The sequence below is a fragment of the Streptomyces sp. NPDC020742 genome, from assembly GCF_040641675.1.
In the GTDB taxonomy this organism is placed as follows: Bacteria; Actinomycetota; Actinomycetes; order Streptomycetales; family Streptomycetaceae; genus Streptomyces.
Map to the genome: position 1 here is coordinate 54,025 of NZ_JBFAEA010000013.1, position 19,718 is coordinate 73,742.

The window sequence follows — 19,718 nt, forward strand, 5'->3', positions numbered from 1 at the left end:
TTTCTCCCTGGGGAGGCGTTCTATTCGGCCTCGGACTCCTCGTCCGGGGCCGTTTGCGTGCGCGGTGCGTGAGCGGATGGGGCAGCAGAGCCGCCCTCGGCCGCGGATTCTCCGGCACTGTCCGCCACAGCTTCGGCTTCGGTTCTGGGTTCTTCGTCCGCTTCGAGGTCCACCTCAGTCGCGCGGGTCGGCTTCGTCGGGCGTGCGCGGGGGACGAGTCGTGCGGCGGCTTCGGCGATTGCTCGGTCGGTCTCGGGCAGCAAGCTCGTGTAGGTGTCCGCCGTGATCGCGATCGAGGAGTGGCCGAGCATCTCCTGGATGTCCTTCAAGTCGGCCCCCGCCGCGTGGGCGAGGGTTGCGGCTCCATGACGCAGGTCATGGAGTCGGATTGGCGGGAGGTCGATCTCCTCGCACAGCTCGATGAAGCGGCGGGTGACGTTGGCGGGGTGGAGCATCTCGCCGTTCTCCTTGGTGAAGACGCGTCCGGTCTCCGCCCAGGCGCTGCCCCACTCCTCGCGGTCCTTGTCCTGCTGGAGGCGGTGCCGCTTGAGGGCCCGGACCGTGTCTGAGTCGAGCGCGATCGTCCGAGCGCCCGCGTCGGTCTTGGGATCGTCCTCGTACACCTCCCAGCCGTGCACGACGAGTTGCTTGGCGACGGTGATGCGGCCGTCGTCGAGGTGCGTGTCGGTCCACCTCTGCCCGCACGCCTCGCCTCGCCGCAGTCCACGGAAGACGATCAGGTGCCACAGCGCGTAGAGGCGGTCCTCGGCGACGTGGTCGAGGAAGAGGCCGGTGTGCTCCGGCGTCCAGACCATCACGGGCGAGGGCTTCTCGCCGGTGCGCTTCCAGTGGAGGATGCGCTCTTCTGTCCACACCAGAGCCTTGGGGCGCTTGCCGGCCTCCAACTCGACGTGGGCGGCCGGGTTGAAGGTGATCAATTGCTGGGCGATCGCAGCGTTCAACGCGGCCCGCAGCGTGGAGCGGATGCGCTGACGCGTGGCTGGAGTGACGACGCGGCGGAAGGGATCCATCTCAGCGATGGCAGCCTTCAACACCTGGCGGCGGGCGCGATGGACGCGACCCTTCCAGGGAATCTCGGCCAGGTCCTCAATCGCCCTGCGACGGGTGGCATTTGCCTCGGTGATGTCGACGTTGGCCTCGGCGATGGCCTCGAACATCTCCGACAGGTGGCTGACGCGAAGACGGTCAAGGCGGAGGTGCCCGATCCGCGGTTTGAGGTGGAGGCGGATGTTGCCCTCGTCACGGCTGATGGCACTCGGTCGCCCCTTCTTGCCCGCCAGCCACATGTCCAGCCAGTCGCCGACAGTAAGGCGGCTGGTCAGGTCCAGGCCGTGGCTGAGGCGCCGCCGGGTCTCTTCGACGTTCGGCAGGGGCGCCTTCTCGTCCGCCACCTTCTCCAGCAGCTCGGCGATCTGGGCCAGGCCCTCGGGGTCGTCGGCGTCGGAGAGCCCGAGCAGGGCGCGTATGTGGTCGAGGTCGGCCTGTGCGGCTTTGAGGGACTCATAGCCGGCGCGGCTGAAGGAGCGGCGGGTGCCGTCCTCGCGGGGCGGGAGCTCCTGGCGTATGGAGTACGAGCCGTGCTTGCGGTTGGTGAGCTTGGGGCAGTTCTTGCCGAGCGGTTTGCCGCTCTTGGGGTCGCGGCAGTAGCAGCGGCGGTGGGTGGAGCCCTTCAAAGATCGTTCTCCTCGGTGGTGACGGTGTCGGGTTCGGGTGGGTCGACGTCGGCGAGTGGGGAGGGCAGATGGGGTGGGGTGCCGCCACCTTCGCGGATGGCGTCGCGGTGCCGGCGCAGTTCGTACTTGGCCTGGGTGGCCTGCTCGGCGTATCGGGCCAGGGCGCGCTCGGCTGCTTCCCGTTGGACGCGGTTGGCGGCGGTCTTCACCTTCCAGCGTTCGTAGTCCTCGCTCTCCACGGCGGCCAGGGCCGAGCGGAGTTCGAGGTCGTGGGCTTGGAAGTGATCGAGCATGTAGTCGGTGGCGTCATCGGCAGGGGAGTCGCCGACGAACCACTGCAGGGCGTCCCAGGTCGATTGGGGGTCCTCGAAGGGGAGCTGGCGGACTTCGGTGACGTAGCCGACGGGGTAGATCAGGCTGATCGGGGACACGAGCAGAGCCTTCGCGAGGACCATGATCTCGACCAGGGGCAGGGAGGCGCGGCGGCCGGACTCCATGTTGGCGATGACGTTGCGGGGGATGGGGTAGCCGATCTCCTCGCACTTGTCGGCCAGGTCCTGTGCGCTCCACCGCAGCTCCTTCCGCCGTCTGCGGACCTCGCCGGCCACGGTGGCCATGACGTGGTCCTCCCACTCAAGGAAGTCGTCCTCGTCTTCCTTCTCGTATCCATGGTCTGAACGACGTTGTGTCATGGAGACACATTAGCTCTGGTCACAGTGGTTCTCATGCCTGGAGACGGACGTGATCGTCGCGTTCGCCGAGGGCTCACATGGAGGAACGCTGCATGCGCGAGAACGAGATGGCCGGTAAGTCGTACGGGATGACCCGGGAGGAGTTGCTGACCCTTCCTGCCGCTGTTGACCTGGACACGGGTAACCGGGCGCTGGGGCTGGGGCGGAGCAAGGGCTATGCGCTGGCGAAGCAGGGCCAGTACCCGTGCAAGGTGTTGCGGCTGGGCAAGGCGTACCGGGTTGTGACCGCCGACCTACTGGAGCTGCTGGGCCTGGCGGCATGACCGCGTGTGCCTTTAGCAGGCGTGTCTGCGCTGAGCTGACACAGAAACGCTGGACTGTGGACAGGCGTGGACGTACTGTCCGTGTTCCCTCGCCCCGGCCAAGGAAGCGAGGAAGCCTCCGGCGGGCCAACGCCGGAGGCTCAGCACACTCCACTGCCCGCATTCCACGAACGACCTGGGTGACCTGGGCCTGCATGCCCGACGTCACCGGTAAGGAGCTGCCCTGTGCAACCTACGGCACCTGAGCCCTATTCCGCAGCCGGCAAAGCGGTGTGGCCTCCGGTTGCAGTGCCCGGCTGGCCCGACCACTCCACACCCGAGGTCGCCCCGGCGACCGAGGACGCAGCGTCGGCCCGTGCGCGCGCCGTTGACCCTGCTGAGGAGGAGGCGGTCCCGGATCCGGCGCCGACCGAGGGCTCTGCGCTGCTGGACGAACTGCGTGCGCAGATAGCCCGATTCGTGATCCCGCCCACCCAGCAGGCGCTGGACGCCGTCACGCTGTGGGTTGCGGCCACCCACCTCCAGCCCGCGTGGCAGCACGCTCCGCGCCTGGCGGTGGTGGGCCCTGCAAAGCGCTGCGGCAAGTCACGGCTGCTGGACGTGCTGACCGAGACGGTGCACGAGCCAATGCTCACCATCAACACCACCCCGGCGGCGGTCTTCCGCTCGATCACGGAGGAGCCGCCCACACTCCTGGTGGACGAGGCGGACACGATCTTCGGCACGCCGAAGATGGCGGAGAAGAACGAGGAGATGCGTGGCCTGCTCAACGCCGGTCACCAGCGCAACCGCTACGTCACGCGGGTGGTGGGCAACGACCATACGCCCCGCAAGTTCGAAACGTTCGCCATGGCGGCTCTTGCGGGGATCGGCGACCTGCCGGACACGATCATGGACCGTTCGGTAGTCGTCCGCATGCGCCGCCGGGCCGAGGGCGAGACCGTCCGCCCGTTCCGGTCCCGTCGCGACACTCCGGCCCTGCACCACCTGCGCGACCGGATCGCTTCGTGGGCCCGGCCGTTGCTGGATGAGGCCGCTGACCTGGAGCCGGTCATGCCGGTCGAGGACCGTGCCGCTGACACCTGGGAGCCCCTGGTGATCGTCGCGGATCTCGCTGCCGGACCTTGGCCACGTCTCGCGCGGGCGGCGTGTGCGCAGATGGTCGCTGCCGAAGCGGCGGCCGAGGAGGAGCACCCCAGCGGAGCGCGGATCCTCGCCGACATCCGTCGGGTCTTCGTCGCCCAGCGCGAGGTCGACAGCCTCTCCACCGCGGATCTCCTCTACCAATTGCGCCAAGACGCGGAGAGCCCGTGGGCGGAGTGGGGGCGGAACGGGCTGGGTGCCCGTGACCTGAGCGCGATGCTGCGCGAGTTCGGCATCAGGTCCGGCAACGTCCGCATGGCCGACGGAATGCAGCTCAAGGGCTACATGCGCAACAAGTTCCTCGACGCGTGGCGGCGCTACTGCCCCACCGTGCACCCGGTCGACGCCGGTCCCGCGCCCAGCTCGGGCTGAGCCCCACCCCTCCGGTTGCCGTCCTTGCCGTCCCTGCCGTGATCCCGCAGGTCAAAGGGCATGCCGGTAAGACGGCAGCCGGGCTCAAGACGGCAACGCGATCACCAACGGCGCGCTGACCGCCAGGACGTCTCCCACCTCCGTCTTGTGCCGTCCTAGGCGTCCCCGCCGTATCGCCGCAGGTCACAAGGGCTTGGACCAAGACGGAAGACGGACCGCCCCGTCCACTGCCACCCCCACGTGCACGCCGAGGGCGGCGGTGCCGCAATACGTCGGCACCGCCGCCGAGACGGAAGGCCAGCACCTGTGCCGTACCTGCTCTGACCTGCGGTTTCAACGGCCAAGACGGCCAAGACGGACTACGCCACCACCACAGGAGAACCCCGCTTGACCACCCTCGTACCACTCGCCGACCACACCGATCAGGAGACCGGTGCGTGCCGCACTCCGCGCTCAGGAGGGCAGTTGGTGATGACCAAACAGACCGCCGAGACGTATGCGCTCGTCGCGGCGGGAACCGTCATCGTCGCCCTGACCGCCGGTGGGTTCTGGCTCTCCTACGCGCACCTCGCCGAGGTCGCCGGACAGCATGGACTCAAGAGTTCCCCCGTACGCCAATGGGCCTGGCCCGCGACGTTGGACGCGTTCATCGTCGCGGGGGAGTTGCTGATGCTCCGCGCGGGCCTGCGGCGGCTCACCGATGGGTGGGCCATCGCCCTCACGGCCACCGGATCGGTCGGTTCCATCGCGCTGAACGTAGCTGGGGTCAGCGGAGCCGGCGGGCCCGGAGCGAAGCCCCTGCTCGACTATGTGGTCGCTGCCGTACCCCCGACCGCAGCGCTGCTGGCCTTCGGCGTCCTGATGCGGCAGATCCACCAGCTGGTCGACCAGCCGAGCGGCCGAATGGAGCCGGCGTTGGATGAGGGACCGGAGTCAGCGACCAATGCTGCCGTCCGCGCCACTGAGCCACCGACCGGCAGTTCCGCCCAGTCGCCGGAACCTCAGCTCCGCGAACCGGACAGCAAACCACGTGGGGGCCGCCCAGCTGGGGCCACGGTCGACGAACTCGTGGAGATCGGTCGTATCGCCGCAGCAGAGCAGGGCAAAGTCACCCGGGACATTGTCCAAAAGGCCATACGAGCCAAGGGACTGACGGTCAGCGGGGAACGGCTGACCGAGGTGATGGATGTCCTTCGACGCGAGCTCGAAGCCGCTTCCGGCACCGGTCCCGATAGGGACTGACTGCTTGCCCAAGGGGTGACCGGAACCCTTCCGGTCACCCCGCCAGCCGGTCACCGTCCCCCCACCGCCTGGTCATCCACACCTGTGGGCGGGTCGGTGACCGCCTGGACTCCGCCCAACCTTCGCCGTCAGCCCGCCTGCCCCCGCTCGTCCCTTCCGGAGAACCACTGATGACGCATGACCCACACCAGGCCGAAGACACCCTCGACGAGCCGTTGCCGCTGACGAAGTCCCCTGGACTGATGGGCCGTTTGCGGCGGGCGTTTGGAAGGGCGGCCCCTGGCGGAGCCAGTAGTACCCCGAGTCCGACTCAAGGCCGGCCTTCGGGGATCTCCGCCCCAGGGGTGGCGGAGACGGCCCAGCGCCAGGGGGCGCCGGGCCAGGAGGTCGGCGCCGAGGACGGCCCCGACCTGGACAAGCTCCACGCCGTCCAACGCGAGACCCTCCGCCTCGCCCGTGCCGCCGAGACCGCCACCGGCGAGCCCGTCGTGAAAAATGCCCAGCCCACGATCCGTCGCTTCAGCGGCAACAAGCGCACTGTCCGCATCGGGCCGCTGCGGTTTACCGACGTCGAGCACGCCGGCCTTCAGGAGGCTGCTGCCGAGCACGGCTACAAGGGGGAATCCGGCTTCGCCGCCGATGTCGTCCTGGCCTTCATCGCAGGCCGGTTCACCGCCAACCTGCCCCTGTCCGAGGACCGTCGCCGCACGCACATGTTCCGTGCCCAGGTCCTGCGTCAGCTCAACCGCATCGGCGTCAACGTCAACCAGATCGCCCGCGCCCTCAACAGCGACCTCACCCCACCCGACATACGCGAGCGCCTCCACGAACTCCACCACCTGCTGGAACTGATCGCCCAAGCCCTGCGCCAGCCCGCTGACCCGCGGGAGGATCTCGCCGCATGATCGCCGCCATCAAGGCGCCCGGCGCCAACACCCGCGGCCTGCTGGCCTACCTCTACGGCCGAGGAACCCACGACGAACACTTCGACCCGCACATCGTGGCCGGCTTCGCCATGCTCGGCATGCCCGACCCCGGCCGCGACGAGACGGCCACCCTCACCGAACTCGCCCGCCACCTCGACGAGCCCGTACGCCTGCGCAACAGCGAGTTCGGCAAGCTTGTTACCGACCACGTCTGGCACTGCCCCGTCCGCGCCGCACCCGAAGACCGCTACCTCTCCGATGCCGAATGGGGCGAGATCGCCCAGCGCGTCGTCGCCGCGGCCGGCATAGCCCCTGCCGGTGATGACCTGGCCTGCCGCTGGATCGCCGTACGCCACGCAGACGACCACATCCACATCCTCGCCACCACCGTCCGCGAAGACGGCCGCCGCCCCAAACTCCACGACAGCGGTATACGCGTCGGCGACGCATGCCGCGAGATCGAGAAGGACTACGGTCTGCGCCGCCTGAAGAAGGGCGACCGCACCAACACCCGACGCCCCACCCAGGCCGAAATGCACAAAGCCCAGCGCCTCGGCTGGGAACAGACCAGCAAGGAATGGCTCCAGGACCGCATCCGCGCCGCTATCCCCCACGCCACAAGCGCCGAGGAACTCCTCGCCTACCTCGAAGCCGAGGGCATCCGAGTCAAGGCCAAGCGGGGACCGTCCGGCGACCTCCTCGGCTACGCCGTCGGCCGCCCCGACGACCTCAACAAGGACGACGAACAGATCTTCCACCCCGGCGGAAAGATCGCCCCCGACCTCTCGCTGCCCAAGATCAAGGCGCGCCTCGAATCCAGCCAGCCCGAAGAGCACCCCACCGCCCGCCGCACCCAGCCCACCACCCCCTGGCACCGAGCAACCGACGCACTCGACAGTCTCCACACCGACCTCGCCGACGACGCACGAGCCCAGGCGCACATCACCGCGCTCGGCGAACTGATCGAAGCCACCGCCCAGAAGGCACCAGCCGACCTGCGCGCTGAACTCCAAGCCGCCTCGAAGGCGTTCGCACGCGCTCAGCGCTCCCAGATCCGGGCAGAAGACCGAGCCGCCCACACTCTGCGTAACGCGGCCCGCGACATCGCCCACACCGCCACCGGCCCCGACGGCAGCGCCCTCGCCGCCCTGGTCGCAGCCCTCGTCTGGGCCGCAATCGTCGCAGGACGCTGGCATGAGGCCAAGGGCCACGCCCACCAGGCCGACGCCGCCCGCCAAGCCCTCCAGCACCTCCAGAGCGCCGCCGACCACGCCCTCACCCCGGACCTCACAGACCTCGCGCAACGCCAGCCGAAGGAGGAGACCCGTCGCTCTCTGGCCAGCGACGTACGAGCCGCCATCCCCGAACACGCCGAGCAGATCCTCGCCGACACCGGCTGGCCGGCCCTTGCTACCGTCCTCGTCGACGCCGAAGCCCGCGGTCACAAACCCCACCAACTCCTCAAGGAAGCAGCCGCCCAGCGCGAACTGGCCACCGCTCGCCAACCCGCCCGAGTCTTGATCACCCGCATCCAGCACACCGGACGCAACCCCATCCCCAACCGCCGCGCCGCAGCAGCCCGCCTCCGCACCACCACCGCGGTCCCGCACCCGCCCCTCGGGCCTGACTTCGCCCAGCCAACGGCGGCAACTACAGCACCGACCGCGCAGCAGCGTCGCTAGCTGCCCCACACGCCGCTGCACGACCGTGGCTCAGCCGCGGTCGTGCAGCGAGCGGTTGGACGTGCGCTCGGTGAATCGCCCCCTGCTGGGATCGGGGCGGTAGGGGGCTGTGGTCTTGCCCTGGGCCCTCTGGCCGGGCAGCGTCGTGCCGTGGCTGAAATGCGCTCCCACCAGGGCGATTGTCAGTGCTGTATGCGAGGGTCGCCATCTGTGAGCCGATGAATTGTCAGCGGCTCGCGACGGGTTACGAGTACACGGCCAAGGGGGAGGCACGGCATGGCTGGCGACGGCTTTGACATAGACACCGACCAACTCAAGTCCGCCGCTCCAACATTCCACCGAGAATCTGTTGCCTTGGAACGGGCGGCGACCAAGCTTCGCCACACGCTCGGCGGGCTGGGGGAGCCGTGGGGTGGTGACGAGCAGGGCAAGAAGTTCGAGCACGCCTACGCTCCGCACCGGGCGCAGATCGAGAAGGCGGCCGCAGCCCTGGTCAAGGGCTTGTCCAGCATCACTAAGGCCATGAACGACATGGCCGCCAACCACGAAGACGCTGACCACTCGGCCAAGTCCGGCTTCGAGGGTGGTAAGTGATGGGCGCTGCCGACAAGGCCAAGGAGGTCGTCCAGGACCTCACCGGCATGTGGTGGCCGGAGGGCAACGAGGACGAACTCCGCGACGCCGCCCGCGCTTGGCGCACCTTCGCCGACGACGTCGAGGACTGCACGGCCGCCTGCCACAAGAAGGCCCAGGATGTGATCGACAACAACAAGGGCAAGTCGATCGAGGCGTTCGGGGGGTTCTGGCGCAAGTACCACGGTGGTGGCAAGGGCTACCTCGACGATGTGGCCAGCGCCGCCCGCGACATGGCCAAGGCCCTGGACAAGTACGCCGACCAGGTCGCCGAGGCCAAGAAGAAGATCGAGCACGAGCTGGAGATCGCCGGTGCGGTCCTGGTCGTCGGTACGGCCTTGGCTGTCTTCACCGGCGGCATCACCGAGCTCGCGGCAGTCGGCGCCACCGAGGCGATCGTCGCCGCAGCGAGTACGGCGGGCGTCGCCGTTTCCGCCACCGTCGCCGAGATCGCCGGAACGGTCCTGGCCACCGCCGCCATCGGCGGCATCGAAGCCATCACCGTAGATGTGGTCGTCGCCCAGGGCGGGCGCAACCTCCTCGGCGACCAACACGGCATCAACCTTGCCGAGGCCAGAGATGCTGGGGTCACCGGCGTCTTGCTGGGTGGTGCATTCGGTGGCGCGGCCCGCACTGCCAAGGCTGTTGGAGACGCCGGCGGCTTCAAGGCGGTCCTTGCGAATACAAAGCTCGACGGTCTCCGTCTTCGCCCAGCGATCGACCAGATGGGCAAGCGACGTACCTGGCAGCTCTATCACGCAAAGGAATCGGAAACCCTGGCCCCTCCTGCCAAAGCAGGTGACGACATACTGCCGTCCGGCCATCCGATCTACCACGGCAAGCAGACGACAACCATCGGCTACGATCCACGTACTCTCTCAAATTTGGAACGGGTAAGACGTGTTGATGGTGTCCACGACGTTGTCGTGCACGGTACGCCCGACAACGTCTTCATCGCAGGACACGTCAATCCAGCAGGCGTAGCGAAGACCACTTACGAGATAAGCCCTCACCAGGTAGTGGAAAGTATTCGTAACAATCCGAACTACACGGGTGGGCCTATTCGCTTGGTATCCTGCCACTCGGGAACTGGGGCGGAGCCGCTGGCACAGTCCGTGGCAAATGAAATGGGAGCCCCTGTCTACGCGCCAACCAATCGCATGGGAGTGGATCGCACGCTGGGAATCCAGGAACCCGTCATCGACAAGGGCGGATACTGGCGAATATTCCTCCCCATCACCGACTGACGCCCACAACTGCGAGGAATGATGATTCGCCGAGTAGGTTTCTTTGCCGAAGGTAACGAGGATGGTGACCCCGCTGTCTACAGCGAGTCTCTGACCCAAGCCATGGATGGCCCTTCCGCACCTGATGAAGATCGAATTCTCTCGTACCTCAAAGACGGTGAGGAGATCTTCAGCACCATGGGTGCTGAGCGGGATGTCATCTCCGGAGACGAGTGGGTCGGTGGCGCCGGGTCACTGGTGACAGATGGCGAATGGGTCTGGCCCGTTGACCTCGTCCATTACCTTTCGCGTTACCATATTTCCCTTCCAGTCGATTTCCTCGAACATGTGCGGAAATCGGAGTATCGGGCTCCGGCCGTACCCAGCGAGCGCGCGCAAGAAATCATGGCCGAGCTGTTCCCAAAGCGGCCTTCGCCTTGGGGCTAATGTGATTTCGGGGTGTTCTTGCGTCGACGGAAGTGGATGCTGCGGAAGTCGGAAGCCTTCCGATGTAAATCACCCGGATGCTCACCAGTGCAGAAGTGACGACCGGCGCGAACCTTCTGATCTGAGAACAAGCAACCGCGGCCCGGTACGTCGAGCGCACCGGGCCGCGGATGTGTTGACTGGGCAGGGGGCGGATCGAGCGCGGTGGGGATGCAGCGGCCCCCTGACCGTACGGCTCGCTCATAGCAGGCGGGGCGCTTTGCGCCTGGTCACGATGCAGTGAGTCTCATCCGTTGACTGCCGCGAATCCATCTGACTCCCGCCATTCGTGATCGAGGACTGAGTACGTGATCGAGTCCCTCCACGCTCCTCGTACGAACACGTGCTCCCGAATGCGACCTTCTTCCGTCATGCCGGCGCGGAGCAGGGTCTTGGCAGAGGCGGCGTTCAGCGGAGCGCGAGCGGCCCAGATGCGGTGCAGGCCAAGGTGGTTGAAGCCGAGGGCGCACATCAGGTGAACGGTTTCGGTGCCCAGACCCGCGCCCCATGTATGGGGGCGCAGGGCAAAGCCGATAGTGGCGGCCTTCTGGGCGTGCGGGTCGAGCGCCAGGCGGGCGAAGCCCACCAGGTCCCCTGCCTCCTGGCGGACCACACCGAGGGCGTATTCGATGCGGGGTTGCTCGCCGGAGGAGGCGATGGAGCGGGCGACGATCTCCCCGGCCTGTTCATGGGTTCGGGGTTCGAAGCTCAGGTGGCGGGTGGCCTCGGCGTCGCCGTAGATGGCGTGTACGGCGTCCACGTCGTCGCTGGTGAGTTCGCGCAACTGGAGCCGGGGGCCTGCGATGTCGACCGGGTGCATGGTTGGGACCCTACTCGCGGGCGGTGTTACCTGGGCAGGGCGGCGACGGGGGCCGCGGTGAACGCCTCGATTTCCTCCCGTGCCACGCGGGCCTCGGGTGCGGTGAGCCACCGGGGATCACGCAGCGCGGTGTGGACCTGCCGCACCGAGGCAACGATGCCGTTGATGCGCTGATCGGCGGACAGGTCGAGAACGGGCCGCATGGCCTCATCGACACCGTCGAGGCTTCCGGCGTGGATGCGGGCGAGGGCAAGGTCGGTGTGGGCGCCGGCCTGGTCGCCGAAAGCCCATTCTTCGGGTTCCGCTTGGCGGTAGGCGGCGACGGCCGCTTCAGCCTGATGCGCCGCCTCGGGGGCGTTCGGCAGCCAGGCGGTGGCGTCGGCGGCGTAGTAGAGCTGGCGTGGTACGGGGAAGGTCATGATGCCGCCGAACTCGTCCAGGTCGTCGGGGGACGCCGCATCGCGGGCCCGTTCAGCTTCTGCGAGGGATTCCCTTACGGCTGCCACATCGCCGAGTGCGGCTCCGGCACGGGCTTGCAAGCAAGACAGCCATACGGCGCTGGTGCCGGTTACGCCTGCCACCTGGGAGATGCCGAGGGAAGCGTATTTGGAGGCTTCCTGGTGTCGGCCATCCCAGTAGGCGATCAGGGATTGCAGGCCGCGGACCCAGGCGCGCATGCCGTGGTGGTCGGCGTTGTCCGCGCAGACATAGGCGGTCCGGGCCTGTGTCATCGCCGATCGCGGGTCGCCGAGGTCGTGGCTGGCCTTGGCGAGCATGCCGGAGGTGATGGCGGAGAGCAGGTACAACTCGCGGGCCTGGCCGGGGCGGACATGGCCGTGTTCGAGGAAGCGGAAGGAGAGGTCTTGGACTTCGACGAGGTCGCCGAGGAGGGGGGCCAGCGGCAGCTGCGGGTAGGCGGCGGCTAGACGACGTACCTCCTGGTGGAGCTCGTCCAGGGTCTCGGGGCCTACGTTGCTGCCTTCTGCCATCGCGCTGAAGCGGAATGCACGGCGAGCTGCCATGGCGACCTGCCTCTCTAACGTGTCCCGGCCGGCGTTGTCGCCTGGAACGGGTCTGCTGGTGAACTCGATGCCGTCGAAGCCGCTGTCCCCTTCGCTGGGTTCGAGCGAGGGCGACGGCGACGGTGTCGGCATGACGAGCCGAAGCTGGGGAGCGGCATCGACTGCGCCAACGCCCTCGCCCGCTGGACCGAGCAGGACGTCGACGGGGTATCGGAACATCGCCTCCAGTACTCGGCACAAGGCCGGGTAGGGGCGGGTCTTCACCTCGCCCCCGTACCACCGCTCAAACTGCCGCTTCGACACCGTCAGGCCGACAAGCGTCGGATCACGGTCCTGTTCGGCGAGTTCGTTGGCAGTGCGCTCGAAGTGAAGCTTGAAGGTCTCGAACACCTGCCAGTGGCGCCTGGTGATCAATGTCCGTAGAAGAGTGGGCCTTTGAGCCATCAATCCCCCGATGGGTTCCGGTCGGCTCGTCGGTTCGACGGTAGCCCCGCAACGCCGCATACGGGAGTGCGAGCTGCTGTGTGCGAGGAGATGACGGTGGAGACGACGGCAACGTGACGGTACCCATGTCGCCCACCTCGCCAAGCCCGAATCAGACGTCGGCACTCATGTCGTGGTGAGGCGCCCCGCTTGGACGTCAGGCTCGATGCCCGGCCTGAACGCGAGCGACGAGGTGGTGTTCCGGCAATGCCAGCAGCAGGTGACAGTGCGATGCGGCGACAGGCAGCGCCCCGTACCGGGATTCGGAGCGCGGAGGTTTGGAGCGATAGCGGCCCACCCCTGCGGCGCGAGCGGATCTTCTCTCCGCACGGCTCGTCCGTGAGCGAGGCACGGAAGTTCGCCGTCGAGGCTCTGTCGTCTTGGGGAGTCCGGGACCGCCTCGATGACGTGTGTCTGTGCCTGTCAGAGGTCGCTACCAACGCGCTCGTACATGCGGGTCCGCCCAGCGTCGGTTTTCGGGCACGGCTGGCCATCAGCGGATCGGTGGTTCGGCTGGAGGTTCACGACCAGGGGGTGGACCGGCCGCATCGGCAGCATCCGCGCCTTGATGACACCTCGGGCCGCGGTCTGCTCCTGGTGGACGAACTGTCCGATGGGTGGGGCGTGGATGAGCAGCACGGCATCGGCAAGACCGTCTGGATCACCTTCAAGATCACTGCGCCTGGCCCTCGCACGCCCAAACGCGAGATCTGACGGCGATGCGACCTGTTCGCACCGAGCACCAACGCCCATACAGAAAAGAGGAACCCATGTCCAAAGCCCAAAATCCCTTACCCGGCCGGATCGTCATCCTCGGTGCCGGCCCCTGCGGACTGGCGTGCGCGAACGAACTGGACCGTCTCGGCCACCGCAACTGGACCCTGCTGGAGGCGTCGCCCACCGTCGGAGGGCTGGCGTCATCCGTGGTCGATCGTGCCGGCTTCACCTGGGACCTGGGGGGCCACGTGGTCTTCTCCCACTTCGGAGAGTTCGACCGGATCCTGGGCGAGCTCTTCGCCCCGCATGAACTGCTGCACCACGACCGGTCTTCGTACATCCGATTCCGCGACCGCTGGGTGCCCTACCCCTTCCAGCAGTACCTCCACTGCTTGCCGCAGGCTGACGCCGAAGCGTGCCTGGTGTCGCTGACCCACGCCTGCCAACAGCGCGAACAGACCCTGCCGACCGACACCGACTTCGCGACGTGGCTACAGGCCCAGTACGGAAGCGGCCTCGTCGAGCGCTTCTTCGCCCCGTACAACACCAAGGTCTGGGCGATCTCACCAGAGAAGATGAGCGCAGGCTGGGTCGCGGAGCGAGTGGCACCGGTCGACCTCGACGAGATCCTGGCGGCCTTCTACGGCGTCAAAGCCCCCGCACCGAAGTGGGGGCCGAACTCCACGTTCGCTTTCCCCTCCGCCGGGGGGACTGGAGAAATCTGGCGACGACTGGGCGCCCGCCTCGGCAACCGAATCCGCACCCGAGCCCCAGCCACGTCGATCGACCCGAGCGCCTGCCTCGTGCGACTGGAGAGCGGGGAGGCGGTCCCTTACGACCAGGTCGTGGCCACCCTGCCCCTGGACCGACTCGCCGCCATGACGACGACGAGCCCACCCGACGCACGGGAGGCGGCCCGCCGGCTGAAGCACACCACCGTCGCCATGGTCGGCCTCGGATACCGAGCCCCCACCCTGGACGAGCGGTCATGGTTCTACTTCCCAGAGGACGACGTGCCGTTCTACCGCGCCACCAACTTCAGCAAGTACGCGCCTGCCAACGTCCCCGGCGCCGACACCACCGCCTTCAGCTCATGGATGACGGAGATCTCCGTGATGCCCGGGACTCGCGTCAACCAGCGTGCCCTGGTGAAAGCCGCCGATGCTGCGCTGCGGCGACATCGCCTGGTTCCCGGGCTGGCTGAGCTGGCCACAGCCCATGTGGAGATGATCCCGTACGCCTACCCGATCCCCACTTTGGACCGGGACGAGGCGCTGGCGTTGACGGTGCCGTGGCTGGAAGACCAAGCGATCTACCCTCGCGGCCGGTTCGGTACCTGGCGGTACGAGATCGGCAACATGGACCACGCGGTGAAGATGGGCGTCGATATCGCACGCCGACTGGTCACGGGTGCCACCGAGGAGCTTCTCAGCAGCCAGGACACGGTTCCCGCGGGGAGCCGCTCATGACCACCACCACGACGACGTCCGTCACCTTCGCCGGACACGTCTTCGATGTCGAGGTGGACCAGGACTTCGCCGTCGAACAGCGCACTCACCTGCACAGCTTCGTCCCCGAGGCCGCGCTGGCCCCACCCTGTGGTCGGCTGTCCAGCATTCGCATCCGCCACAACCGTGAGCTGTTCGCAGACCGGTCCGCCCGCCTCCAGACGGTGCAAAGCCGGTGCGTCGAGCCGTTCCGCGGCGAGCCGTACCTGCGGTCGCGGGTGGGTGACGTGGACTGGTGGCGCCCTCATCCCCGCTCGCACCTGTGCCAGGACCATCTCTATGCGCACGACTCCACCGGGCGCCTGCACATCGTCCTCCACCCTGATGCACATCGCGGAGAGCGCTATCTGCTGCGCATCGTCCGGGAAGTCGTGATGCGGTGCGGCGAAGACCGGGGCTGGGCCGCATTCCATGCCGCCGCGGCGTCCATCGACGGAAACGGGGTGCTCATCGCCGGACCCACCACAGCCGGCAAGACCACCGTGCTCGCCGCTCTCGCCTGTCACCGCCGAGCGGATCTGGTGGCCTCCGACCGCGCGATGCTCACTCAGAACGCGGCCGACGTCATCGGCGTCCCCCTTTCCATCCGCATCGCCGGAGGCACACTGTCCGCTCTGACACCGCGCGAGGCCCTACCACCGCACCGGGTGCTCCCTCGCACGTTCGGTACGGATCAGAAGGCGAGCTGCACCCCGCGGGACTTCGCCGCCGCCTTCGCAGCCCAGGTCCGCGAGGGCGCTCCACTGCGGCTCGTGCTTTTGCCGCGGCTTCGCGACGATGACACCCCGCTCAGCATCCAGCCGCTGCACGGCGAAACCGCCCGTACCGAGCTGGCCGCCGCGTGCTGCACCCCGGACGACGAGGACTGGCTCCACCCGTGGTTCGCGTGTCAGACCCGGTCGGTGGACGGACTGCGCGCTCAGGCCGGCCAGGTACTGGACGACCTGGTCGCGACAGTCCCGGTCTTCAGGATCACCGCCGGCGTTCGCATTCCCCACTTGCTGGAACGCCTCGCCGACACCATTGCCAGGAGGCTCTCGTGATACCGAAACGCATCGCCGTTGTAGGTCCCGTGGCCTCTGGGAAATCCACCCTCGCTGCCCAGATTGCCGGATACATGGGACTGCCTCACCTGGACCTCGACAACCTATTCTGGGGAGCGGGCTGGACGCCCGTCGACGCCGTGATCTTCCAGAAGCGGGCCAGGGACGCGCTCAGCGCAGAGACCTGGATCGCCGATGGCAACTACGGCGGGCCTGTCGGCGAGATGCTGCTGGGCCACGCCGAGCTGGCGATCTGGCTCGACCTCCCCCTGCGCACCTGCCTGCCCCGGCTGCTCAAGCGCTCATTACGACGAGCCGCCCGTGGCGAGGAGCTGTTCGCCGGCAACCAGGAGACGTTCCGGCATCTGTTCGCCCGGGACTCGATTCTCCTCTGGGGCCCGGCCCATCACCGTCAGCACCGCCGTCGCTGGCACCACCATCTCGGCCCCAACAAGCCCCATGAGCTGCCCGTGCTGCACCTCACCAGATCCGCGGCAGTTGCGCCGGCGCTCCGAGACATGAGTCTGCTGCCCTCAGCCGCGAGGGCGGTGGCACCGTGCCGCACACCGTGATCGCCTCGGTCGTCCGCGTCCCCTGGCACAGCCACCACGGGGGCTACGACCGGCTCCTTGATTACCTGCCGGAAGCCAAGCGCATCACCGCGCCACGAGGAATCACCGGCCAGAAGATCGCCACCGCCGCCCATCACTGGCTTCGCTGCCGCTGCCCTCTGCCGTTCTACCCGGCCGAACACTTCGCCACAGATGCACGCGTCCTCGCCGGGCGCGGGCCCGCCCACATCCTCTACGGCGACGAGCAGTTCTGGTTCTCCCGCCACCGACCGGGCCCGACCGCCGTCACCTATCACCAGCCGCCCGCACACTTGGCCGGCTTCATGCCGACCACGAACTGGCGGCGGCTCGCCACACGCGCAAGCCAGATCATCGCCCTCGCCCCCGACCAGCTGGCGTTCTTTGCCAACCACCTGTCCGAGGAGCGCGTGCACCTGATCCCGCACGGCATCGACACCGCCGTCTTCACGCCGGCAGGGGGCCCAGAGACCGGCTGTCGGCCAATGCTCCTGACCGTGGGCTGGTGGCTGCGCGATTGGGACGTCCTGGACATGACCCACGACCGGATCCACCGACGGTACGGCAACGACATCGAGCTGGTTGTCGTCACGCGCCAGGCCGACCGGCGCACCTGGCACCCGGCCGTGCGCGTGCTGGAAGGAGTCAGCGAACTCACTCTCGCCCTGCTCTACCGCCGGGCCGCGGCTGTGTTCCTCCCCCTGACGGACGCAACTGCCAACAACGCACTCCTGGAAGCCCTGGCCTGTGGAACCCCGGTGGTCGCCACCGACACCGGCGGCATCTCGTACTACACGGGCCACGGCCCGGCCGCCTTGCTCACACCGCCCGGTGACGCAGTTGCCGCCGCCGAAGCCATCGAAACCCTCTTCGGCGAACTCGGCACCACCGCCCATGCCTCACGACGGGCCGCGGCCCGCGAGCGCGCCGAACTCTTCGCCTGGCCGCGCATCGCCGATCAAGTTCGATCCGTCTACCGCCTGCTGGAGGGCGAACGATGATGCTGGCCGAACTGTGGCTCCACTATGCCGTCCCCGTCTTGCTCACCCTCCTACTGGCCCGCGGGCTCTGGGCACTCGTCGCAGTCGAACTCTGCTCCCGTTGGCTGCTGGACCACGCACGCCGAGGCCCCGTCTCGGCCGGCGAGGGCGGGCCATGGCTGGTGATCCTGCTGCCCATGCTCCGCGAGCAAACCCTTGCCCCCGAGACGATCGCCGCCTTCACAGCCCTCGACTACCCACGAGAACGTGCAGTGGTCGTCGCCATCACCACCGAGCGAGAAGAGAACGCCCGCCGGCGCGACCGTGATCGCCTTCCGGCACTGGCGGACACCAGCTGCCTCACCGAGGTGCAACTGCGCGGGACGTTCCCCCGCGCCCGCTGCAGCGACGTCGCCGACGAGGTCAACGCCGCTCCCAGGAAGAAGCGCCTCCTCCTTCTCGCCGAGCTGTACGACGCAGAGCCAACGACACGCGAAACCGTCGCCTCCCTTGCCGAAAACCAGAGAGGCGTCGGACTGCGTCTGGTACACCTGCACCAGCCTGATACCGGTGGCCGCAAGGCCGGACAGCTCAACCATGCCGTCGACCGCCTCGGCGAGATCCTCAGCCCCCTCGGCTGGCACGACGAGGACGACGCGGACAACACCTTTCTCTGCGTCTACGACGCCGACGCCATCCCGGACGTCCGTACACTGACCGCCTTCGCCGAGACAGCTACTCGCCACAGAGCGCTCACCGGCCGGCCGCCGGCCCTGATCCAGCAGCAGCGCCTGCCACTGCTCGGCCGCCGCCCCTTTCCACCCGGCGGCACCGGCTTGTTCCTGGCGGGAGAATGGCTCTACCAGCTCCGCCGCTCACTCGGCATCGAACTCGCCCGAATCCGCCTGACGCACTGGCTCACCACCACCCAAGTCCCAAACTTCGTAAGGACGCTGCTGCGGCCCATGATCTACGGCGTCGGCTGTGGCATGACCGTCCACCTGCCGACCCTACGAACCCTCGGTGGCTTCCCCGAACCGATGGAGGATCTTGGCACCGGCCACCGCCTCTCCCTCCTTGGTGCCGACATCGCACCCGCCACCGTCGCCGTCCTGGACGAGCCGTATACCGAGCCACGCGGCCTGACTAACCTCCACGCCCTCGCCTTCCTCACGTCAGCCCGACCGGACCGCCATGCGAAGGCCGTCGCTCACCTACCGAGCGCTCTCACTCGCATCGGCAAGGCGCTCTTGGTACTCCGGGAATGGGCCGACGAGGTGGCCTGGGTTGCCGGCGCCCCGCTGATCGCCACCGCGATCGTCTCCGCTTGGTGGGCCGGTCCGCTGTGGTCCGCGCTTGCCCTCACGGGCGTCATGCTGCATGGCCCCGTCCTGACCGCCCGACTCATCGGGCTGGCCCCTGCCCTCCAAGCCGCGGTCGTACCCCCAACCGGTCGCATCGCTGCTGCCCTATGCCCTACACGTGGCCGCCGAGCAGGGTTGATCGCATGCAGCCCCGCCCAACCGTTCATCCGTCTCGTCGGCCCCTGGTGGATGATCTTCCGCCGCATCACCGGACACGCGACCACCTTCGGCAAGACTGAGCGCTGAAGCACCACCCAATCCGCATAAGGAAGTTGGACCAGCAAGTGACTGAATCCGCCACCCCCGAAATTCGCACCTCCGCCAAAGCCGTTGTCCTCTACGACGACCAGATCCTCCTCATGCGTGCCGTCTGGGAGGACCAGGAGTGCTACTTCCTCCCTGGAGGCGGACAACACCCCGGAGAGAGTCTCGGCGACGCCGTCGCCCGCGAAGTCGACGAGGAAACCGGCCTGAGCGTCACCGTCGAGCGGCTGCTGTGGCTCCGTGAATACATCGGCGCTAACCACGACCACCCCGAAAGCGAAGCCAACACCCATCGCATCGAAGCGATCTTCCTGTGCACCCCCACCAGCGATCCCGGCCAGCTCGGCGGCCATGCTCAGGACGAGGTGCAGACCGGCCTGGAGTGGGTACCGCTGGGCAAAGTCCCTGCCCTCAACCTGCTGCCACAGGCCATCCGCCAGCCAATCGCCTCCCTCACGGAGACGCCCAAGCCCCCCGGCACCTACCTCGGCGATGTCGCCTGACAGCG

The 19,718-nt window shown here is 67.8% G+C and carries 20 protein-coding genes; 15 read left to right on the forward strand and 5 right to left on the reverse strand.

Going from position 1 to position 19,718, the window contains the following annotated elements:
• Positions 1–20 precede the first annotated feature (20 nt).
• Entirely contained in the window at positions 21–1,694 is a 1,674-nt protein-coding gene (locus AB0G84_RS22205) for a tyrosine-type recombinase/integrase (RefSeq protein WP_361323291.1), read from the reverse strand.
• Positions 1,691–2,386, reverse strand: a complete 696-nt coding sequence (locus AB0G84_RS22210; RefSeq protein WP_361323294.1) for a helix-turn-helix transcriptional regulator — start codon at positions 2,384–2,386, stop codon at positions 1,691–1,693. The genes AB0G84_RS22205 and AB0G84_RS22210 overlap by 4 nt, the downstream gene beginning before the upstream one ends.
• A gap of 92 nt (positions 2,387–2,478) precedes the next feature.
• On the opposite strand from AB0G84_RS22210, the gene AB0G84_RS22215 reads away from it, so the two are divergent.
• The 5 genes from AB0G84_RS22215 (at position 2,479) to AB0G84_RS22235 (ending at position 8,074) form a co-directional block, all read left to right on the forward strand.
• Entirely contained in the window at positions 2,479–2,709 is a 231-nt protein-coding gene (locus AB0G84_RS22215) for a hypothetical protein (RefSeq protein ID WP_361323297.1), read from the forward strand.
• A gap of 225 nt (positions 2,710–2,934) precedes the next feature.
• Positions 2,935–4,224, forward strand: coding sequence for a DUF3631 domain-containing protein (locus AB0G84_RS22220; protein ID WP_361323300.1), 1,290 nt, complete (start codon positions 2,935–2,937; stop codon positions 4,222–4,224).
• A 471-nt stretch (positions 4,225–4,695) separates the two neighbouring features.
• The gene (locus tag AB0G84_RS22225; RefSeq protein WP_266734486.1) at positions 4,696–5,466 is read left to right on the forward strand and encodes a DUF2637 domain-containing protein; all 771 of its coding nucleotides are present in this window, start codon (positions 4,696–4,698) and stop codon (positions 5,464–5,466) included.
• A gap of 344 nt (positions 5,467–5,810) precedes the next feature.
• Entirely contained in the window at positions 5,811–6,371 is a 561-nt protein-coding gene (locus AB0G84_RS22230) for a MobC family plasmid mobilization relaxosome protein (protein ID WP_361323303.1), read from the forward strand.
• A complete protein-coding gene (locus tag AB0G84_RS22235) occupies positions 6,368–8,074 on the forward strand; it encodes a relaxase/mobilization nuclease domain-containing protein (protein ID WP_361323305.1) in 1,707 nt (568 codons plus the stop codon). The genes AB0G84_RS22230 and AB0G84_RS22235 overlap by 4 nt, the downstream gene beginning before the upstream one ends.
• A 30-nt stretch (positions 8,075–8,104) precedes the next feature.
• Here the strand turns inward: AB0G84_RS22235 and AB0G84_RS22240 are convergent, their stop codons facing one another.
• Entirely contained in the window at positions 8,105–8,245 is a 141-nt protein-coding gene (locus tag AB0G84_RS22240; protein ID WP_361323308.1) for a hypothetical protein, read from the reverse strand.
• 105 nt (positions 8,246–8,350) lie between these two features.
• Here AB0G84_RS22240 and AB0G84_RS22245 point away from each other — a divergent pair, with 105 nt between their 5' ends.
• Genes AB0G84_RS22245 through AB0G84_RS22255 form a run of 3 tightly spaced genes read left to right on the forward strand, consistent with a single transcriptional unit; the run spans position 8,351 to position 10,380 of the window.
• A complete protein-coding gene (locus tag AB0G84_RS22245) occupies positions 8,351–8,668 on the forward strand; it encodes a WXG100 family type VII secretion target (RefSeq protein WP_361323311.1) in 318 nt (105 codons plus the stop codon).
• Positions 8,668–9,954, forward strand: a complete 1,287-nt coding sequence (locus AB0G84_RS22250) for a WXG100 family type VII secretion target (protein WP_361323314.1) — start codon at positions 8,668–8,670, stop codon at positions 9,952–9,954. The genes AB0G84_RS22245 and AB0G84_RS22250 overlap by 1 nt, the downstream gene beginning before the upstream one ends.
• Before the next feature lie 18 nt (positions 9,955–9,972).
• Complete coding sequence (locus tag AB0G84_RS22255) at positions 9,973–10,380, forward strand: hypothetical protein (protein ID WP_361323317.1); 408 nt, start codon at positions 9,973–9,975, stop codon at positions 10,378–10,380.
• 286 nt (positions 10,381–10,666) lie between these two features.
• Here AB0G84_RS22255 and AB0G84_RS22260 read toward each other — a convergent pair whose 3' ends face one another.
• Together AB0G84_RS22260 and AB0G84_RS22265 are read right to left on the reverse strand one after the other, a co-directional pair.
• The gene (locus AB0G84_RS22260) at positions 10,667–11,239 is read right to left on the reverse strand and encodes a GNAT family protein (RefSeq protein WP_361323320.1); all 573 of its coding nucleotides are present in this window, start codon (positions 11,237–11,239) and stop codon (positions 10,667–10,669) included.
• Between the two features lie 26 nt (positions 11,240–11,265).
• A complete protein-coding gene (locus AB0G84_RS22265) occupies positions 11,266–12,651 on the reverse strand; it encodes a hypothetical protein (protein WP_361323323.1) in 1,386 nt (461 codons plus the stop codon).
• A gap of 432 nt (positions 12,652–13,083) precedes the next feature.
• Between AB0G84_RS22265 and AB0G84_RS22270 the strand changes: the two genes are divergently transcribed.
• From AB0G84_RS22270 to AB0G84_RS22300, 7 genes are all read left to right on the forward strand, one after another.
• Entirely contained in the window at positions 13,084–13,458 is a 375-nt protein-coding gene (locus AB0G84_RS22270; RefSeq protein ID WP_361323325.1) for an ATP-binding protein, read from the forward strand.
• A 56-nt stretch (positions 13,459–13,514) separates the two neighbouring features.
• Positions 13,515–14,930, forward strand: a complete 1,416-nt coding sequence (locus AB0G84_RS22275; protein WP_361323328.1) for an FAD-dependent oxidoreductase — start codon at positions 13,515–13,517, stop codon at positions 14,928–14,930.
• The gene (locus AB0G84_RS22280; protein ID WP_361323331.1) at positions 14,927–16,012 is read left to right on the forward strand and encodes a hypothetical protein; all 1,086 of its coding nucleotides are present in this window, start codon (positions 14,927–14,929) and stop codon (positions 16,010–16,012) included. Before AB0G84_RS22275 ends, AB0G84_RS22280 begins: the two co-directional genes overlap by 4 nt.
• Positions 16,013–16,086: 74 nt before the next feature.
• On the forward strand, positions 16,087–16,584 hold the full coding sequence (locus AB0G84_RS22285) for a hypothetical protein (protein WP_361323334.1): 498 nt from the start codon (positions 16,087–16,089) through the stop codon (positions 16,582–16,584).
• Positions 16,569–17,603 (forward strand): glycosyltransferase, encoded by a 1,035-nt coding sequence (locus tag AB0G84_RS22290; RefSeq protein ID WP_361323336.1) that lies wholly within the window; start codon positions 16,569–16,571, stop codon positions 17,601–17,603. Before AB0G84_RS22285 ends, AB0G84_RS22290 begins: the two co-directional genes overlap by 16 nt.
• A complete protein-coding gene (locus AB0G84_RS22295; RefSeq protein ID WP_361323339.1) occupies positions 17,600–19,192 on the forward strand; it encodes a hypothetical protein in 1,593 nt (530 codons plus the stop codon). The genes AB0G84_RS22290 and AB0G84_RS22295 overlap by 4 nt, the downstream gene beginning before the upstream one ends.
• A gap of 38 nt (positions 19,193–19,230) precedes the next feature.
• On the forward strand, positions 19,231–19,713 hold the full coding sequence (locus tag AB0G84_RS22300) for an NUDIX domain-containing protein (protein ID WP_361323341.1): 483 nt from the start codon (positions 19,231–19,233) through the stop codon (positions 19,711–19,713).
• Positions 19,714–19,718 lie beyond the last annotated feature (5 nt).

What these genes read in the sequence shown, in the direction of transcription:
- AB0G84_RS22295 (WP_361323339.1), top strand. Translation starts at nt 17,600, where the DNA reads ATGATGCTGGCCGAACTGTGGCTCCACTATGCCGTCCCCGTCTTGCTC.
- AB0G84_RS22210 (WP_361323294.1), bottom strand. Translation starts at nt 2,386, where the DNA reads ATGACACAACGTCGTTCAGACCATGGATACGAGAAGGAAGACGAGGAC.
- AB0G84_RS22280 (WP_361323331.1), top strand. Translation starts at nt 14,927, where the DNA reads ATGACCACCACCACGACGACGTCCGTCACCTTCGCCGGACACGTCTTC.
- AB0G84_RS22285 (WP_361323334.1), top strand. Translation starts at nt 16,087, where the DNA reads ATGGGACTGCCTCACCTGGACCTCGACAACCTATTCTGGGGAGCGGGC.
- AB0G84_RS22245 (WP_361323311.1), top strand. Translation starts at nt 8,351, where the DNA reads ATGGCTGGCGACGGCTTTGACATAGACACCGACCAACTCAAGTCCGCC.
- AB0G84_RS22275 (WP_361323328.1), top strand. Translation starts at nt 13,515, where the DNA reads ATGTCCAAAGCCCAAAATCCCTTACCCGGCCGGATCGTCATCCTCGGT.
- AB0G84_RS22255 (WP_361323317.1), top strand. Translation starts at nt 9,973, where the DNA reads ATGATGATTCGCCGAGTAGGTTTCTTTGCCGAAGGTAACGAGGATGGT.
- AB0G84_RS22235 (WP_361323305.1), top strand. Translation starts at nt 6,368, where the DNA reads ATGATCGCCGCCATCAAGGCGCCCGGCGCCAACACCCGCGGCCTGCTG.
- AB0G84_RS22250 (WP_361323314.1), top strand. Translation starts at nt 8,668, where the DNA reads ATGGGCGCTGCCGACAAGGCCAAGGAGGTCGTCCAGGACCTCACCGGC.
- AB0G84_RS22215 (WP_361323297.1), top strand. Translation starts at nt 2,479, where the DNA reads ATGCGCGAGAACGAGATGGCCGGTAAGTCGTACGGGATGACCCGGGAG.
- AB0G84_RS22225 (WP_266734486.1), top strand. Translation starts at nt 4,696, where the DNA reads ATGACCAAACAGACCGCCGAGACGTATGCGCTCGTCGCGGCGGGAACC.
- AB0G84_RS22260 (WP_361323320.1), bottom strand. Translation starts at nt 11,239, where the DNA reads ATGCACCCGGTCGACATCGCAGGCCCCCGGCTCCAGTTGCGCGAACTC.